Source organism: Alteribacillus persepolensis (assembly GCF_900099605.1).
Classification (GTDB): Bacteria; Bacillota; Bacilli; order Bacillales; family Marinococcaceae; genus Alteribacillus; species Alteribacillus persepolensis.
Window position 1 is genome coordinate 93,923 of the sequence record NZ_FNDK01000007.1, and the last position, 16,861, is coordinate 110,783.

Annotated in this window: 14 protein-coding genes, 1 other RNA gene and 1 other annotated feature; of the genes, 13 read left to right on the forward strand and 2 right to left on the reverse strand. The window is 41.8% G+C overall.

Going from position 1 to position 16,861, the window contains the following annotated elements; all coding sequences use genetic code 11:
* Window positions 1-168: 168 nt before the first annotated feature.
* From secD to aspS, 10 genes are all read left to right on the forward strand, one after another.
* A complete protein-coding gene (gene secD, locus BLT18_RS07755) occupies window positions 169-1,467 on the forward strand; it encodes a protein translocase subunit SecD (protein WP_091272749.1) in 1,299 nt (432 codons plus the stop codon).
* The gene (gene secF, locus BLT18_RS07760) at window positions 1,457-2,404 is read left to right on the forward strand and encodes a protein translocase subunit SecF (RefSeq protein WP_091272751.1); all 948 of its coding nucleotides are present in this window, start codon (window positions 1,457-1,459) and stop codon (window positions 2,402-2,404) included. The genes secD and secF overlap by 11 nt, the downstream gene beginning before the upstream one ends.
* A gap of 82 nt (window positions 2,405-2,486) precedes the next feature.
* A complete protein-coding gene (locus tag BLT18_RS07765; RefSeq protein WP_091272753.1) occupies window positions 2,487-3,386 on the forward strand; it encodes a cation diffusion facilitator family transporter in 900 nt (299 codons plus the stop codon).
* 17 nt (window positions 3,387-3,403) lie between these two features.
* Window positions 3,404-3,700, forward strand: a complete 297-nt coding sequence (locus BLT18_RS07770; protein ID WP_091272754.1) for a LapA family protein — start codon at window positions 3,404-3,406, stop codon at window positions 3,698-3,700.
* A gap of 91 nt (window positions 3,701-3,791) precedes the next feature.
* Window positions 3,792-6,167 (forward strand): single-stranded-DNA-specific exonuclease RecJ, encoded by a 2,376-nt coding sequence (recJ, locus tag BLT18_RS07775; RefSeq protein ID WP_091272756.1) that lies wholly within the window; start codon window positions 3,792-3,794, stop codon window positions 6,165-6,167.
* Complete coding sequence (locus tag BLT18_RS07780) at window positions 6,157-6,672, forward strand: adenine phosphoribosyltransferase (RefSeq protein WP_091272758.1); 516 nt, start codon at window positions 6,157-6,159, stop codon at window positions 6,670-6,672. Before recJ ends, BLT18_RS07780 begins: the two co-directional genes overlap by 11 nt.
* A 224-nt stretch (window positions 6,673-6,896) precedes the next feature.
* On the forward strand, window positions 6,897-9,080 hold the full coding sequence (locus tag BLT18_RS07785) for a RelA/SpoT family protein (protein ID WP_091272760.1): 2,184 nt from the start codon (window positions 6,897-6,899) through the stop codon (window positions 9,078-9,080).
* A gap of 28 nt (window positions 9,081-9,108) precedes the next feature.
* On the forward strand, window positions 9,109-9,552 hold the full coding sequence (gene dtd / locus BLT18_RS07790; protein ID WP_091272761.1) for a D-aminoacyl-tRNA deacylase: 444 nt from the start codon (window positions 9,109-9,111) through the stop codon (window positions 9,550-9,552).
* Window positions 9,553-9,606: 54 nt separating this feature from the next.
* Window positions 9,607-9,836 (forward strand) — a binding site (T-box leader).
* Window positions 9,837-10,050: 214 nt separating this feature from the next.
* Window positions 10,051-11,334 (forward strand): histidine--tRNA ligase, encoded by a 1,284-nt coding sequence (gene hisS, locus BLT18_RS07795; RefSeq protein ID WP_091272763.1) that lies wholly within the window; start codon window positions 10,051-10,053, stop codon window positions 11,332-11,334.
* Window positions 11,331-13,109: an aspartate--tRNA ligase gene (gene aspS, locus BLT18_RS07800; RefSeq protein WP_091272764.1), complete on the forward strand. Its 1,779-nt coding sequence runs from the start codon at window positions 11,331-11,333 to the stop codon at window positions 13,107-13,109. Before hisS ends, aspS begins: the two co-directional genes overlap by 4 nt.
* Before the next feature lie 2 nt (window positions 13,110-13,111).
* On the opposite strand, the gene BLT18_RS07805 is transcribed toward aspS, so the two are convergent.
* Window positions 13,112-13,420, reverse strand: a complete 309-nt coding sequence (locus BLT18_RS07805) for a hypothetical protein (protein ID WP_091272766.1) — start codon at window positions 13,418-13,420, stop codon at window positions 13,112-13,114.
* 204 nt (window positions 13,421-13,624) lie between these two features.
* Between BLT18_RS07805 and ssrS the strand changes: the two genes are divergently transcribed.
* Both ssrS and BLT18_RS07815 read left to right on the forward strand, forming a co-directional pair.
* Window positions 13,625-13,808, forward strand: a non-coding RNA gene (gene ssrS / locus BLT18_RS07810) — 6S RNA.
* 80 nt (window positions 13,809-13,888) lie between these two features.
* Complete coding sequence (locus tag BLT18_RS07815) at window positions 13,889-14,659, forward strand: tRNA threonylcarbamoyladenosine dehydratase (protein ID WP_091272768.1); 771 nt, start codon at window positions 13,889-13,891, stop codon at window positions 14,657-14,659.
* A gap of 51 nt (window positions 14,660-14,710) precedes the next feature.
* Here BLT18_RS07815 and BLT18_RS07820 read toward each other — a convergent pair whose 3' ends face one another.
* On the reverse strand, window positions 14,711-15,292 hold the full coding sequence (locus tag BLT18_RS07820; protein ID WP_091272770.1) for an RsfA family transcriptional regulator: 582 nt from the start codon (window positions 15,290-15,292) through the stop codon (window positions 14,711-14,713).
* Between the two features lie 235 nt (window positions 15,293-15,527).
* On the opposite strand from BLT18_RS07820, the gene BLT18_RS07825 reads away from it, so the two are divergent.
* On the forward strand, window positions 15,528-16,832 hold the full coding sequence (locus BLT18_RS07825; RefSeq protein ID WP_091272772.1) for a replication-associated recombination protein A: 1,305 nt from the start codon (window positions 15,528-15,530) through the stop codon (window positions 16,830-16,832).
* Window positions 16,833-16,861: the final 29 nt, after the last annotated feature.

A 16,861-nucleotide genomic window follows, 5' to 3' on the forward strand; every position in this document is an offset into this window, starting at 1 on the left:
TTCATATAGTCATAGATTGAGTGTAAATGAGTTTATTTTTATACTCATACATACCCATTCGTTTATAAGGCTTGCTGCAAACCTTGGCAGAACGGTGTGCTACCGCCCGTTCTTCCTTTCTTTTTTTGAACGGCACAGGGAAGGGCCGAAGGAGGATGAAAAACATAAATGGTTAAAAAGTGGAGAATTGGATTATTTTTTGTGATTGTCATCCTGTTAGGTGGATTAATTTCACAAACAGTGATGAATACTGCGAAAGGGATTAACTTAGGTTTAGATTTACAGGGCGGCTTTGAAATTTTATATGAAGTGCACCCTAGTGAAGGACAGGAAGTAACCGACGAAACCTTGCAGGCGACGGTCAGTGCCTTGAATCAGCGGGTGAACGTGCTCGGGGTATCAGAGCCCAATATATCCATTGAAGGAGAAGACCGAATTCGCGTCCAGCTGGCTGGAGTAGATGATCAGCAGACAGCCCGTGAACTGCTTGCGACAGAAGCGGATTTAAGTTTTCGAGATGTAGAAGACAATGAGTATCTTTCTGGTGAGGACTTGGAGGAAAACGGAGCTGGTGTCGGCTTTGATCAAACAAACCAGCCGGTTGTTACCGTAGAGTTTAAAGATGGTGATGCATTTGGTGATGTGACACAACAAATCATTAATCAATACTCTCCTCCAAATAACCGCCTCGTCATATGGCTTGATTATGAAGAAGGTGACTCGTTCCGTGAAGAAGTACAAAAGGAAGATCCTAAATATTTATCAGCACCAACCGTAAATGAACCCCTCTATCATAAAAATATCCAAATTGAGGGGAACTTTGAATTAGAAGAAGCAGAGTTTCTAGCAGAAGTGCTTAATTCTGGATCGCTCCCTGTCGAGTTAGAAGAAATATATTCTAATGCTGTAGGTGCTTCCTTAGGTGAAGACGCGATGGAGAAGACTATTTTTGCCGGGTTTATTGGAATTGGTCTGATTTTAGCATACATGGTTGTCTTCTACCGCTTTATGGGTGCGATTGCAGCGGTTACGCTGGGTGCTTATATTTATATTGTGCTGACGATTTTTAATTGGATGGAAGGTGTGTTAACACTGCCTGGTATTGCGGCGCTTATATTAGGAGTTGGTATGGCAGTGGACGCTAACATTATTACATATGAACGGATTAAAGAAGAAATAAGAGCCGGCCGCTCCATTATGTCTGCTTTTAAGTCCGGTGCCAGACGGTCTCTTTCTACGATTGTCGACGCCAATATCACGACGATTCTAGCAGCAGGGATTCTGTTTTATTACGGAACAAGTTCCGTCCAAGGTTTTGCTGTGATGCTTATCGTTAGTATTTTGACGAGCTTTTTAACGGCGGTATATGGTTCAAGGCTTCTGTTAGGCTTGTGGGTGAAAAGCAGAATATTTAATAAGAAGCCCCGTGTTTTTGGTGTGAAGGAGAGTGAAATCAGTGAACTTTAATACGAAAAATAAATATGCCTTTGTCAAACACCGTAAAAAGTTCTTTTGGTTTTCACTCGTGTTTACACTTGCCGGCATCATTTTACTTTCAACGGCAGGGTTGAACTTAGGCATTGATTTTAAAAGTGGCTCGAAAGTAGAAGTGCTGGCTGATGGAACACTAACAGAGGATGAGGTGTATAATCATTTTGCTCAAGCTGGTGATGGCTACGAGCCAGATGACGTTACACTGGCTGGTGATAATAGCGAAATCGCATATGCCAGTTTTATTGGGACATTAAGCCAAGATGAGATTGCCGATATACAAACTCACTTTGTGGATACGTATGGTAATGAACCGAGTGTGAGTACAGTCTCTCCTCAAGTTGGTCAAGAGCTGGCAAAGAATGCATTGATCTCTGTATTGATTGCCGCTGTCGGTATCATTATTTATGTAAGCATTCGATTTCAATTTTTGTATGGCGTTGCTTCCATCGTTGCTTTACTGCATGATGCGTTTTTCATTATCGTCGTGTTTTCTATTGTACAATTTGAAGTAAACGTGCCGTTTATTGCGGCTGTATTAACGATTGTCGGGTATTCCATCAATGATACGATTGTGACGTTTGACCGCATTCGGGAAAACATGCGGCATACAGAGGATATCAAGACATTTGATGAATTGGCGGCTGTTGTCGACCTTAGTTTAAATCAAACGTTAACACGCTCCATCAATACGGTATTGACAGTTGTGTTTGCAGCTCTTTGTATTTTTATATTTGGCGGTGAAGCGATCCGCTCCTTTGCGTTTGCGCTTGTTGTAGGGCTTGTGGCTGGTACATATTCTTCTCTATTTTTGGCTGCTCAGTTGTGGACTGTTTGGAAGTGGAAGAGTATTGTACGTGAGAAAAACAAGCCAAACAAAGAAGAACCAGAAGATTTGGAGCCGGAAGTATAGTCTGCTTAAGTCATGGTACATACCATGGCTTTTTTATTGGTATAATGAACAGTATATGATATTCGGTGTTGGTGGTGGAGACATGGAAAGTTATGAAGAACGGCGCTATCGAATGGTAAGGCTGGGTGCTTTTATCGGAATTTTTGGTAATATTTTCCTGGCGCTGTTAAAAGGAATTGTCGGATGGCTCGCTAACAGCCGGGCGCTGATAGCTGACGCAGTGCACTCTGCTTCTGATGTAGCTGGTTCTGTGGCAGTATTTATAGGTGTACGAGCTGCGAAGCTTCCGCCAGATAAAGACCATCCATATGGCCATGGAAAAGCGGAGACAGTAACTGCAATTATCGTTGCTGTCCTTTTGTTTATTGTTGGATTTGAAATTGGTCTTGATTCCTTAAAAGATGCGGGGGAACCGGTGAGTGTTCCTAAAATGGCTGCTTTGTACGCTGTTATTTTTTCGGTTGTATTAAAAGAAGCGATGTTTCGCTATAAGCATTTTCTTGGAACAAAATATAAAAGTGAAGCGCTCTTAACAGATGCTTGGCACCATCGTTCTGATGTTTTTTCGTCATTGGCAGCTTTGCTTGGTATCGGCGCCTCTATTTTAGGAGGCAAGACAGATATTGCTTGGCTTCTTTATGGAGATTTAGCTGCCGGCTTGTTTGTTGCGATTTTAATTATGCGTATGGCTTGGAAAATGGGGAAAGAGTCGATTCATAACGCACTAGATCATGTATTGCATGCAGAAGATACCGCGGAGATGCGCACGCAAGTGGAAACAGTGGACGGCGTTATTCAAATTGATGAATTTTTTGCTAGAGAGCATGGCCATTATGTTATTGTTGACATTAAAGTTGCGGTAGACCCAGCCATTACCGTCCAAGAAGGCCACGCGATTGGAAAAGCAGTGAAAGAAAAACTGCTGCAGAATGAATACATTAAAGACGTATTTATTCATATTAATCCTTATGAAAGCAGTTAAATGGAAAGGGGAATGTTATGCGTGGACAAACACTTTTAATACTAGCCCTGTTAGCGGCATTAGTCATTGCTGTTTTTGCAGTAATTAATGTGGAGGCAGTAGAAGTTAATTACTTGTTCGGCACAGCAGAATGGCCGCTTATTTTAGTAGTTCTTGGCGCTGTCGTCATGGGAGCACTTATTGTTGGAAGCATTGGCATGTATAAGTTATACCGGCTTCAGCAAGAAGTCAAGTACTGGAAAAAACAAGCAGAGAGCAAGGAGACAGAAACAGAACAGGAAAAACATGAACTAGAGATGAATCAGAAGGAATGAGACAAAATCACGAAGATTATATAAAACCTAACAACACTGATTGTCTCTGTGCACCCCCTTTAGTATAATAAACAGGTCAGGGGTGTTTTATATGCTACGGTCAAAAACAAGATGGGACTGGACAGAAATATGCAGTGAGACGTGGAAGGAGCTGCAGAAACAGCTACACATATCAGCATTAACGTCTAAAATTTTACAAAGACGAGGCTATACATCAGCAGGCGAAGCGGAACGGTTTATTCACACGGATTTGTCTTTTATGCATGATCCCTTTAAGTTAGACGGGATGACAAAGGCTGTGGAAAGAATTAAGCGGGCTGTGGAAAACAAAGAAAAAATCCTTATTTTTGGAGATTACGATGCTGATGGTGTTTCGAGCACAACAATCATGATTATGCTCTTAAAACAATTGAACGCTGACTTTGGCTGGTACATACCGAATCGATTTACAGAAGGATATGGGCCGAATATACCTGCATTTCAGACGGCAAAAGAAGAAGGAGCGTCTCTTGTTATTACGGTGGATACAGGTATAGCGGCTGTGACAGAAATACAGGCGGCACGTGACATGGGGCTTGATGTCATTATTACTGACCACCATGAACCGCCGCCAGAACTTCCAGAAGCGTATTGTATTATTAACCCTAAAAAACCAGGATGTGACTATCCATTTAAAGAGTTAGCTGGTGCTGGGGTTGCACTAAAGGTAGCGCACGCGGTTTTAGGCTATTTTCCAGAAGATATGCTTGATATTTTTACGATTGGCACTATCAGTGATTTAGTACCTTTACTGGATGAAAATCGTGCGATGGTAAAACAAGGTTTAAAAGCATTAGCTTCGACGCAAAGACCGGGTCTTCAAGCTTTAAAACAAATATCTGGTATTGACAGTGATCAAATAGAAGAAGATCATGTCGGGTTTTCCATGGGACCGCGAATCAATGCCGCAGGGCGAATGGAATCGGCCGATCCGGCTGTTCACTTATTGATGTCAGAAACGATTGGTGAAGCAAAAGAGTGGGCCGCCGTCATTGATGCCTTAAACAAAAAGCGTCAGCAAGTTGTCAATGAAATGACAAAGGAAGCGGTAGAAGAAGTTGAATCCAACTACCCTCCTGATGAGAATAAAGTGATTGTCGTTGGAAAAGAAGGCTGGAATCCAGGTGTTATAGGTATAGCTGCTTCCAGGCTTGCTGAAAAATATTACCGTCCGGTTATTGTATTAGCAATAGATAAAGAGAAAAATGAAGCTAAAGGTTCCGCAAGAAGTATTGAGGGCTTTGATATGTATAAAAACTTATCAAAAAACCGAGATTTGCTTCCTCATTTTGGCGGCCACCCTATGGCGGCAGGGCTAACGATGAAACCAGATGATATGAATGAGCTGCAAAGACGCTTATGCGAACAAGCAGAAACAGAAGTGGACAGTGACATATTCATTCCATTAACAAAGATAGATGTGCCAGTAGAGCTTCATGAAGTGTCGATTTCTGCGCTAGAGGAACTGCGTGAGCTCGCGCCTTTTGGTGTTGGAAATCCAAAGCCTGTTTTTATGATCAGAGACACAGAGATAGCTTCATCGAGAAAGATTGGCAGCGATAAAAACCATCTTAAACTTGAGTTAACATCAGAAGCTTCTACGTTAGATTGCATCGGTTTCCGCTTGGGACATATCTATGACAATATTACAGAGCATGCAGCTGCACATGTTGTCGGGGAATTGTCAATTAATGAATGGAATGGTTTTCGAAAGCCGCAGTTATTTTTAAAGGATATGTCGGTGCAGCATTGGCAGCTTTTTGATAAACGAAAAGAGCGCCAGCACCTAAAAGAATGGCTGAATCAGCTTCCGGATGAAAAAACAGCAGTCTGTATCTTTCAAGAAGAAACATATAAAGAATTAGAACCGTCTCTGTCACACAAGCAGGTATGTTCTTCGTTTACACCATCACATCATACAAATGACGTTCCGTATGTTGTACTGGCGGACATGCCGGTGAGTTTGACTGACTTACAAGAGCAGTTATCATCATTTCATTGTGTAGAAAGAGTGTATGCGTTTTTTAAAGACCGTCACGAACTCTATTTCAAACCGGTGCCAACAAGAGAAGACTTTAAATGGTACTATGCGTTTCTGCGTAAGCGGGAATCATTTGATGTGGGGAAATATGGAGAAGAACTTGCTAAAAGAAAAGGATGGCTGACAGATTCAATTTCTTTTATGACAGATGTGTTTTTTGAACTCGATTTTGTTACAATGAACAATGGTGTTGTGACGGTAAATAAATCACCGGAGAAAAAAGATCTTCGTGAGTCTTCACATTATCAAAAACATATTGAAAAGTCCCGGACCGAACAAGAATTATTGTATTCTACCTACAATGACTTAAAAGCTGGATTGACACCGTATATACATGGTGCTGATTTCAAACATGATCTGAAGGAGAAGGTTGGCAATGGATTATAAAGATTACATCACGGTTGTTGAAGATTATCCGCAAGAAGGCGTGCGATTTAAAGATATTACAACCCTCATGCAAAATGGAGATGTATATAAAAAAGCAATGGATGATATGACAGCTTTTGCTTCGAATCAAAAAATTGATGTAGTCGTCGGGCCAGAAGCGAGAGGGTTTGTCGTTGGATGCCCAATCGCTTATGCTTTAGGGAAAGGATTTGTTCCTGTTAGAAAAAAAGGCAAACTTCCTCGCGAAACAGTGGACGTAGACTACGGTCTTGAATATGGAAAGGACAGTCTTTCTATTCATAAAGATGCAATCAAACCAGGACAGAACGTATTGATTACTGATGATTTGCTTGCTACAGGAGGAACGGTTAATGCAACAGTAAAGCTGGTGGAAGAATTAGGCGGCCGTGTAGCGGGGCTGGCTTTTATGATTGAATTAAAGTATTTAAATGGTCGTGAAAACCTGGAACAGTACGATATTTTTTCTTTAGTGGAATTTTCCTGACATCGCATTTTTCTTTACTCGCCAATACCGGCGAGTTTTTTCTAAATAGATGAGAAAATAAAGTCGTTCATTGTGCTACGACGATTCAAAGGGAATGAACTAAAGCGGTTACAAGCGTGAGTTTTTCTAATATTCGGCAGGCTTTATTTTTCCTTTACAGAACGGAAAAATTTAAAGATAATATAAAGTAATAATCATTTTAGAAAGGTATGCAGGGTGATTCCATGACCATCAATGAAGTGTTGGAAAAAGCTCAAGATTATTTATCAGACGATGACGTTTCTTTTTTGGAACGTGCTTATAAATATGCAGAAGCTGCCCATAGTGAGCAATACCGTAAATCCGGGGAACCATATATTTTACATCCTATTCAAGTAGCGGGGATTTTAATAGAACTCGAGATGGATCCTGATACCATTGCGGGCGCTTTTTTACATGATGTTGTTGAAGATACAGATGTGACCGTGGAGCAGCTGCAAGAAGCGTTTAATGAAGAAGTTGCAATGCTTGTTGATGGTGTGACAAAGCTAAAAAAGATTAAATATAAATCGAAAGAAGAACAACAAGCGGAAAACCATCGCAAAATGGTTCTGGCGATGGCAAAGGATATCCGGGTTATTTTGATTAAACTTGCAGACCGTCTTCATAATATGCGTACGTTAAAGCACCTTCCTCCGGCAAAACAGCGGAGGATTTCGAATGAAACGCTGGAGATATTTGCACCGCTTGCCCATCGTTTAGGGATATCAACAATTAAGTGGGAGTTAGAGGATACTGCTTTACGATATTTGGACCCACAGCAGTATTACCGCATTGTGAACTTAATGAAACAAAAGCGTGCTGAGCGTGAGAAGTATATTGAGGAAGTTATCGAAAACATTAAAGACAGTTTGGGAGATATTAACGTCAATCCAACGGATATTTACGGACGGCCAAAACATATTTACAGTATTTACCGAAAAATGGTGAATCAGAAGAAGCAATTCAATGAAATTTATGATCTTTTGGCTGTACGTATTATTGTCAAAAGCATCAGAGACTGTTATGCGGTGTTAGGAATTATACACACATGCTGGAAGCCGATGCCGGGTCGTTTTAAAGACTATATTGCCATGCCAAAAGCAAATATGTATCAATCTCTTCATACGACGGTTATTGGTCCGAAAGGCGAGCCGCTGGAAGTACAAATACGATCGGAAGAAATGCATCGGGTGGCAGAATACGGTGTGGCCGCACATTGGGCGTATAAGGAAGGGAAAACGGTATCAGGGAAAAAGTCATTAGAAGACAAGCTAACCTGGTTTAGAGAGATTATTGAATGGCAAAATGATGCTTCAGATGCTCAGGAATTTATGGAATCTCTAAAAATTGACTTGTTTTCTGACATGGTGTTTGTATTTACACCAAAAGGTGATGTAATAGAGCTGCCTCGAGGGTCGGTGCCAATTGACTTTGCTTACCGGATCCATACAGAAATCGGAAACCGTACGATTGGAGCAAAAGTAAATGGCAAAATGGTGCCGCTGGACCACCGCCTGCATACCGGAGACATTGTGGAAATGCTGACTTCTAAACATTCCTATGGACCTAGTAAGGATTGGCTGAAGTTAACGCAAAGCTCCCATGCAAAAAATAAAATCAAGCAATTTTTCAAAAAGGAGCGCCGTGAAGAGAATATTCAAAAGGGCCGGGAGATGCTTGAAAAAGAATTAAAAACACAAGACTTTGATCCAAAAAGCATGTTAACTGAAGAGAATATTCAAGAAGCCGCCGATAAATTTAGTTTCAGCGGAGAAGAAGATATGTTTGCTGCTGTAGGCTACAATGGGGTCAGTCCAAAGCAGGTAGTAACACGTTTAACAGAAAAAGTCCGTCAGCAAAAAGAACAGCAAGAAGAGGAAAAGTCCGTCGCTGAAGCGGTAAAAGATGTCTCTACTCAAAGGGCATCGAAAAAAACGAATACCGGTGTGAAAGTCAAAGGTGTAGACAATTTACTCATCCGCCTTTCCAAATGCTGTAATCCGGTGCCGGGTGATGAGATTATCGGCTATATTACAAAAGGGCGAGGGGTGTCCATTCATCGCGTTGACTGTCCAAATGTAAACACCGAAGAAGCACAGCAGCGTTTACTTCCGGTAGAATGGGAAGGATCCAATGAAAAGCGGAAAAATTACAGTGTTGATATTGAGATTACTGGTTATGACCGGCGCGGCCTCTTAAATGAGGTGCTGCAGTCTATTACAGAGTCTCGGACGAATATTACAGCGGTGAGTGGACGTTCGGATAAAAACAAAATGGCTGTTATTGATGTTACTATTTCCATCCATAACGTGGACCACTTGCACCGGGTAGTAGAAAAAATAAAAAAACTGCCTGATATTTACTCTGTGAGAAGAGTGATACATTAACATCTAGCTAGAGAAAGGGTTCATTTGTATGAAAGTTGTTGTACAGCGTTCACAATATGGAGAATGCACAGTAGAAGGGGATATAACAGGATCGATTGACCACGGAATCGTGGCACTCGTAGGTTTTACTCATGATGATACAGAAAAAGATTTACAGTGGATGGCTGAAAAGTTAGTTCACTTGAGGATTTTTGAAGATGAAACGGGAAAAATGAATAAAAGCCTCATTGATACAGGGGGGCAAATCTTGTCCATTTCACAGTTTACGTTGTACGGGGATTGTAAAAAAGGGAGACGTCCGAACTTTATGGAAGCAGCTAAGCCCGAACAAGCAGAAGAGCTGTATAATCGTTTCAATGCCATACTGCAAGATAAAGGAGTGCGTGTTGAAACGGGAACATTTGGGGCGATGATGAATATTCGTTTTACCAACGAAGGCCCTGTTACTCTTATCCTTGAGAGTCCCTCCTAGAAGCAGGTTGACAAGGCGTTATTACATTCGTATGATAGATAACAGTGAATATGAGTGAAGCTGATGAAGGAGACAGTAAACAAGGCAAAAGCAAATACAGAGAAGGAATGCACTAGCTGAGAGCATACCTATTTGTTTCTTGTTGAATAACACTCCTTCGGCTCTGTTTCGAACGCCGATAAGGTGAGTAGGTGCAGACGTAAGCAGGCGTTAACTGTAAAAAGCGGAAGCAGCGGATATGCTTCAATCAGGGTGGTACCACGGGTGTAAGACTCGTCCCTCGTTATATAACGAGGGACGAGTTTTTTTGTTAAAAGATAAGCAAGGATAAAAATTAGCGTTTTTCATGTCCAGTCCAAGCGCCCAGCCGCTCGGGGTTTCTCCCCTTTTTACTTTGGGCCGCGAACAGCCCTGCGCGAAAGCTCCAGAGCCTGTCACGGCTGGTCCAGGGCGCTTGCGCTTTTCTTATTTTGAAATGTTTGGAAAGGAGCGGTACATATGGATATTCGAATACCAAGAGGTACACAGGACATCTTGCCTGGAGACTCGGAAAAGTGGCAGTGGATTGAAGCGAAAATTCATGACATCTGCCGGCGATTTAATTATACCGAAATTCGAACGCCTATCTTTGAACAAACCGAATTATTTCAACGCGGGGTAGGAGACACCACCGATATTGTACAAAAAGAGATGTATACTTTTACCGACAGAGGGGGCAGAAGTTTAACCCTACGCCCGGAGGGAACGGCTTCTGTAGTACGTTCTTATGTGGAAAATAAACTGTATGGAAGCCCGAATCAGCCGGAAAAATTATACTATATTGGACCGATGTTTCGGTATGAGCGTCCACAATCCGGACGCATGCGCCAATTTTTTCAGTTTGGTGTCGAAGCTATTGGCAGTGACGATCCAGCTATTGATGCAGAAGTGATTGCATTGGCTATGCAATTTTATGAAGAAATGGGGCTGAAGGGGTTAAAGCTGGTTGTAAACAGTTTAGGAGATCAAGAAAGCAGAAAAGCTCACCGCGATGCGCTTATCGCCCACTTCAAACCGCACATACATGAATTTTGCAGTGACTGCCAAGAGCGGCTGGAAAAAAATCCGCTTCGTATTTTGGATTGTAAAAAAGATCGAGAGCATCCTCTCATTCATGATGCACCGTCTATATTAGAATATTTAAACGACGAATCCCGTGAATATTTTAATACAGTGAAGCGTTTGCTAGAAGAAATGGAAATTCCTTATGAAGTTGATGCAACGCTTGTGCGTGGGTTGGATTATTACAACAACACAGCGTTTGAGATCATGATCGAAGGAGAAGGATTCGGTGCTATTACTACATTGATGGGCGGAGGACGCTACAACGGCCTTGTTGAAGAGTTAGGCGGGCCAGAAACGCCAGCGATTGGCTTTGCGTTAAGCATTGAGCGTTTATTAATGGCGTTAGATGCACAGAATGCGGCTCTCCCCGTTGATAAGACATTAGACTGCTATCTCGTTGCGATTGGTGAAGAACCGAAAGAAAAGGCAGCAGTGTTATTAACACAACTGCGCCGGGCTGGAATAAAAGCAGATAAAGATTACGTTCATAAAAAGGTAAAGGGCCAGTTTAAAGCAGCTGATCGCTTGAGGGCATCTTACACTGCTGTTTTAGGAGAAGATGAGCTGGCCGGTGGTGTGGTCAACGTAAAATCCATGAATAATGGAGAGCAAACGGAAGTGCCAATTTCGGAGCTTGCAAATTATATGAAAGAAAAAATGGAGGAGAATGAAAAATGATAGGACGTACTCATTATTGCGGCGATATTTCTGAACAGCTCATTGGAGAAAAAGTTCAATTAAAGGGATGGGCACAGACGAGAAGAGATTTAGGCCAAGTCATTTTTGTTGATTTACGAGACCGCACAGGTGTTGTGCAAATCGTTGCAAACCCTGAAATTTCTCAAGAAGCATTAGACGTGATGGATACCGTGCGAAGCGAATACGTACTTGATGTAAAAGGTACAGTTGTAAAAAGAGATGAAGAAACGTACAATGAAAAAATTCCAACTGGTACGGTCGAGGTCCAAGTCGACGAAATGACTATTTTAAACGAATCCAAGCCGCTGCCATTTCAAGTGGATGGCGAAACGGATGTATCTGAAGACGTACGACTGCGTTACCGCTACCTTGATTTGCGTCGTCCAGAAATGCGCGATACATTTAAACTGCGTCATAAAACAACCAAACTTATTCGCGACTTTTTGGATGAAAATGATTTTTTAGATATCGAAACACCGATGCTGACAAAGAGCACACCAGAAGGAGCGCGGGATTATCTCGTACCCAGCCGTGTTCACCGCGGTGAGTTTTATGCTCTTCCTCAGTCTCCGCAACTATTTAAACAATTGTTAATGGTGTCCGGATTTGAAAAGTACTTTCAAATTGTACGTTGCTTCCGCGATGAAGATTTACGCGCGGACCGCCAGCCAGAGTTCACTCAAGTAGATATCGAAGCATCGTTTATGGAAAAAGAAGATTTTCTTTCCATGATGGAAGATATGATGAAAAAAATCATGAAAGAAGTACACGATATAGAGGTTCCAACACCGTTTCCGCGTCTCACTTATGAAGAGGCCATGAACCGCTACGGTTCCGATAAGCCGGACACACGCTTTGGCATGGAGTTAGTAGAGCTTTCTGATATTGTAAAAGACAGTGACTTCAAAGTGTTTGCCAATGCGGTCAAAAATGGCGGAATCGTTAAAGGATTGAATGTCAAAGGCGTCGCAGATAAAATGTCACGCAAAGAAATTGATGACTTGGCTGACTTTGTTGCCGTATATGGAGCAAAAGGCCTCGCCTGGTTAAAAGTAGAAGAAGACAGTTTGAAAGGGCCAATTGCGAAATTCTTTACAGAAGAGGAAACAGCCCAGTTACGAAAAGCGTTAGATGCGGAAGCTGGAGATCTGTTGTTCTTTGGTGCAGATAAAAAACAGGTTGTCTTCGATGCACTTGGTGCACTGCGTTTGAAATTCGGTAAAGAACTCGACCTTATTGACCACAGCAAGTTTAATTTCTTATGGGTAACAGAGTTCCCGCTAATGGAGTATGACGAAGATGAAGACCGCTACACAGCTATGCACCATCCGTTCACAAGCCCGATGCGTGAAGATATCTCGAAATTAGACAGCAATCCAGAAGACGTACGAGCAGAAGCCTATGACCTGGTGTTAAATGGTTATGAGCTTGGCGGAGGATCTCAACGTATTTATGAGCGCGACTTGCAAGAGAAAATGTTTGCTGCACTTGGTTTTAGTGAAGAAGAAGCTCGCGAACAATTTGGATTTTTGCTTGAAGCATTCGAATACGGTACGCCTCCTCATGGCGGTATTGCGCTGGGATTGGACCGTCTTATCATGATTCTTGCCGGCCGCAGCAATCTGCGTGACACGATTGCGTTCCCGAAAACAGCAAGTGCAAGCTGCCCATTAACCGGAGCGCCTGGAGAAGTAAGCACAAGCCAGCTGGATGAGCTGAATTTAGAAGTGGTGCAGTTTGAAGAAGAAGAATGATTTTATAAATGGCTGGTCCGTCTGAACTCAGAAATAAAAAAGCGGGGATCAGACTGGATGTGGAATGTTCGGACACCGCCTGTTGTATGAATGTATAAAAAGCCGATCTGCCCTTTAGACCAGCGGTATGAAATGTCAAATACCTCGTTAAGGGGATAGACATGGCCGCTGGTCTTTAAACTATTGGAATACAAGTAAATAAAGTCTTGATAGGTCACTTGTTTTTTCTCGAACCATTCAATTTTTTGCTCAATAATGATAATTTCTTGCTTTGCAAGGATGTGATTGTCATGTCGCTGGTGGTTTGTCAAAAGGATCAGCTCCGTTTAAGAAAATAAGAGTATCGTAACAATAATGTACTATACCCAGGAAACTAAAAGCAAAACCCGATATCACAACAGAGAACAAACATCAAACATGTATGGCATCAGTGGGAAAAGCCCAAAAATACTTTAAGCTTGAAAACACCTTGACCTGTTTGTGGCTCCATGCTATTATAGAAACACACAATTTGAAGAGTCCTGAGGTGTACGTGGGACACTAATCGTTTTGAGCCAACATTTATACATTGGGAGCCTGCGGTTTCAATCTGGATAACATGCCTCTTTATAAGTGGACGTTTGAAGGATTGAACAGGGCACCCACCTGCCGAGAGCAGGCTTCAAAACTAAGTTCGTTTGACGGCACATCGGGACTCTTCCAACGATAAAAACAATCCCTGGGGAACGATATAACCCCAGGTTTTTTTATGCTCATATAGGAAATGAGGAGGGATACATATGCTTCATCAGTTTTCACGCAATGAATTGGCTGTGGGACAAGAAGGACTGGATCGTTTGAAACATCAGTCTGTTGCTGTTCTTGGCGTCGGCGGAGTAGGATCATTTTCTGCCGAAGCATTAGTACGTTCAGGCATTGGCCGGGTAATATTAGTCGACAAGGACGATATCGATATTACAAATGTAAACCGGCAATTGCACGCTCTTACTTCCACTGTAGGACGGCCAAAAGCGGAAGTAATGAAAGAAAGGCTGCTGGAGGTTAATCCAGATTGTGATATTGAAGAAGTGAAAATGTTTTACACGGAAGAGACATATGAGGAATTTTTTGCTTATAAGCCTGATTATATTATTGATGCATCTGATACGATTTCATATAAAATTCATCTCATTACAGAGTGTCATAAACGCAGCATTCCCATTATTTCCAGTATGGGGGCAGCGAATAAATTGGATCCGACCCGTCTAAAGGTTGTTGATTTATTCGATACTACGAATGACCCTTTAGCCAGGGTGATGAGAAGAGAATTAAGAAAAAATGGGGTTACAGAAGGTGTTGATGTCGTATTTTCTGATGAAACTCCCATTAAAATCAAAGAAGAAGTGCGAAGTCAGATTGTCCCGGATGAGGCGGAAGAGAGCAATATTAGAAAATCAAAAATGCCGCCGTCATCTAATGCGTATGTACCATCTGTGGCAGGACTGATTGCAGCTGGATATGTTATTAATAAGATGTTAGAAAGTATCCCTATTGAAAGAATACGTCAGTAGATAAAAAAACTGTCTCTACGAAAAATAGAGACAGTTTTTATGCGTTTGGCATTATGGAGACAATTTTTCCAAATTGCCATTGCGGTCCATTCGGAAAATGTTTGCAGAAGGAAGTTGTTCTTCTGTCATTGCCATTTCACGTGCGCGGTTCATCATATGAACAACCGTATCATGATCACGTTTCATATCTTGATATTCTTTTTTCAAGTTGTTTATTTCTTGTTGTACGGACTGTTTGGCATGTTCTAATGATGTAATTTCCTTTTCGATTTGTTCAATAGACTCGGTATCCTCTTGTTGTGACAATTGAGAAGACAGTGATTCTAAGTATTGAATCATATCGTCTAATTGAAGAGGGCGGTTGGATATATGGTTAATTCGGTTTGCTGCCTGGCTTGCAGACGCACGCATTCTTCGTTTACGTTCGCGTTTTGCTTCTTTGACTTTATGCTCATATTTTTGCCGGACAATGGCGTTCCAGCGAAACCCACAAGCAGCTGAAGTTCGATCCAGCGTATCTCCGACTTCATCAAACGCTTTTAGTTGTGTGCTTCCTTCTCGAATATGTTTTAATACGGTTTCAGCGAGTAAACGGTCATCAGTATCAGACCATGCATCTTGTCTTATATTCATTTCTATTCGCTCCTTTATATATTTATAGATTTACATGCTGGGTGTTATCGGTAGATTTGCTGTTATCATTTTGGACGGAAATACAGCATTTTATACGTTTTGTGTGAGCGGTGCTGTTTTTTAATGGGAGATTGTTAGATATAATAAATCGGTAAAGACAAGCCACAGCTGAACATGAAGTAAATAAATAACTATTGTGTAAGGGTGAACCTATACGTGTTTGGAGTGAAAGTACATGAAGTATGAACCTCTCGCTTATCGAATGAGGCCTTCTGTATTAGAAGAAGTAATAGGCCAAGACCATGTGTTAGCGGAAGGAAAACCACTTTTTCAAATGATAAAAAAACAGCATTTGACCTCGATGATTTTATACGGCCGGCCTGGGATTGGAAAGACATCGATTGCCCATGCATTTGCAGGTTCTAGCGGGTTACGGTTTCGCATGTTAAATGCCACGTCAAGTAGTAAAAAGGATTTAGAAACCGTTGTAAATGAAGCAAAAATGTACCGTGAAACCATGGCTTTATGTGTGGACGAGATTCATCGTTTTTCGAAAACGCAAATCGAATTTCTGCTTCCGCATTTGGAAAAAGGGCTGTTAATCCTGATCGGTTTAACAAGTGAGAATCCGTACCATCATATTAATCCGGCTATTCGTTCCCGGTGTTTAATATTTGAATTACAGCCTCTAAAGAAAAGGGATATTGTGAAAGGACTTCAATACACCATCAATAATGAGGAAAAAGGTCTTGGGAAATATAACATTGACATAGAAGATGAGACGTTGGAGACTATTGCTGATATTAGCGGAGGCGATATGCGGCAAGCGTTAAACAAATTAGAGATTTCTTTTCTGGCTGCAGAAGAAGATGAAAACGGCCGCATACGAATTACATTAGAGACAGTCAAAGACACAATCCAAAAAAACGATGTAAATATCGATAAATCCGGGGATAGCCATTATAACGTATTAAGCGGGTTTCACAAGGCGCTTCGCGGGGGAGATGTTGATGCTGCTTGTTTGATGCTTGCATTGTTAATTGAAGCAGGTGATTTAATTGGTATATCACGAAGGGTTTTATGTGTGGCGTATGAAGATGTTGGTTTAGCAAAGCCTGAAATGGGAGAGCGCGCGCTTGCTGCTATTCAGACAGCAGAAAGGCTCGGATTCCCGGAAGCGCGGATTCCGCTTGCTAATATCGTGATTGAACTATGCCTTTCACCGAAATCGAACCGAGCTTACATGGCTGTTAATGAGGCGTTGGAATACGTACGGTCAGGCAAAAAAGTAACCGTTCCCAATCATTTAAAAGATACTCACTATCAAGGAGCAAAAGAGTTGGGGCATGGAAATGACTATAAATATCCGCATGACTATCAAATTGGGAAATTTGGAGGATGGGTGGCTCAGCAATATTTACCGAGCGGCATGGAGAATATGTCGTTTTACCATCCGCTTGAAGCGGGACAGGAAGAAAAGTATAAAAAGCTTTATGAAAAACTGAAACAAGAACAACTGCGCCAGCTGAACCGATTGTAAAACAGCTGGAGGGTTCCCTGAGCCCCTGC